This window comes from Salipaludibacillus daqingensis (genome assembly GCF_029891575.1).
GTDB lineage: Bacteria > Bacillota > Bacilli > Bacillales > Salisediminibacteriaceae > Salipaludibacillus > Salipaludibacillus daqingensis.
This window is the reverse complement of the sequence record NZ_JARZHF010000022.1, coordinates 1-1,435: the sequence shown is the minus strand read 5'-3', so window position 1 is coordinate 1,435 and position 1,435 is coordinate 1. Positions and strand designations below refer to the sequence as shown.

Annotated in this window: 1 protein-coding gene; it reads left to right on the top strand. The window is 36.0% G+C overall.

Features of this window, described 5'->3' with window-relative positions; translation table 11 throughout:
- Positions 1 to 1,375: RNA-guided endonuclease InsQ/TnpB family protein (locus QDN89_RS21865; RefSeq protein WP_280772314.1), on the top strand; the 1,375-nt coding region annotated here is incomplete at its 5' end.
- Positions 1,376 to 1,435 lie beyond the last annotated feature (60 nt).

Here is a 1,435-nt window from a genome sequence, read left to right as displayed (position 1 = left end):
AGAGATGTGCCAACGTGCCAAGAACATGCATAACACAACCAACTTTTATATCCGACAAGTTTATACGTCTTTAACACAAGAAAAGGAGTTGCAACCTCTTCAAAGCGAAGTGTTGGATTCCATTCAAAAACATTTGCCTAGAATCAATGACAATCAACTTTTGTCGTACCAGAATAAATTGGCAAAAGAAAAAATAAAACCTGTTGAAAAACAAAAAGAAATCAAGTGCAACTTGTTTGATGAACCTTCTAAAGAGTGTCCGTATGTTGATTACAACTTTTTGGATGCTCTTTTTAAATCAATGGTCCAACAGGATTATCGGTCGCTACCAACGCAATCGAGCCAAGGCGTTATGAAGACCGTTTTCCAAAATTGGAAGTCGTTTTATGCTAGTTTACGAGAATACAAAATTAATCCTTCGAAATTTAAAGCAAGACCGAAAATCCCTGGTTATTGCCGTTCAAATGAAAAAGAAGTCTCTTTTTCGAACCAAGATTGCGTGATTAAAGACGATAAATTTTTAAAGTTTCCGAAGACCAAAGAGCGCTTGAATATCGGAAAATTAGGGTTTACCGAAGGAAAATTGAAACAAGTCCGTATTAATCCCAAATACAGTCATTATGTCGTTGAAATGATTTTTGAAGTTCCTTCCGAACAAAAAATGAAGGAACCAAAAAATCGCCTTATGTCCATTGATTTAGGAATTGATAACCTTGCAACCATCGTCACAAACACAGGTCGAAGACCTGTCTTAGTGAAGGGCAAAAACATCAAATCTGTGAATCAACGATACAACCAATGGAAAGCTCATTATATGGGGATTCTTCGTCAAGGTAAAAATCAAAAAGAAGGACTATTCACATCAAAACGTTTGGAAAAAATTCATCATAAACGTTTTAAGCAAATCAAAGATTTATTTCATAAAGCGAGTTTCCAAGTCATCAAAACGGCTTTAGACGAAGATATAGACACCATTATTATCGGGCAAAACAAAGATTGGAAGCAAAACTCCCATATGGGAAAAAAGAATAATCAATTGTTTACGACGATTCCTCATAGCCTTTTGATTCAGATGATTACCTATAAGGCTGAGATTCATGGAATTAAAGTGATACCGACGGAAGAATCGTATACGTCAAAAGCTAGTTTTTTAGATAACGATAACCTCCCTGTTTATGGAAAATCCAATGTGAAAAATTCATTTTCTGGGCAGCGCATCACACGTGGGATGTATCGTTCGAAGAACAAAACCCTTATAAACGCCGATGTAAATGGCTCTGCCAATATTATGAGAAAAGCTTTTCCAAAAGCGTTTGAAGAGACAATTTCAAGTGTTCAAACATTATTGAAACCAACTTCATTGGTTTTACAATAAAAAAAGTAATCCCAAAGGCAAGACCAATGGGATAGCGGGGTTGGGTGTTTTTAGCACACC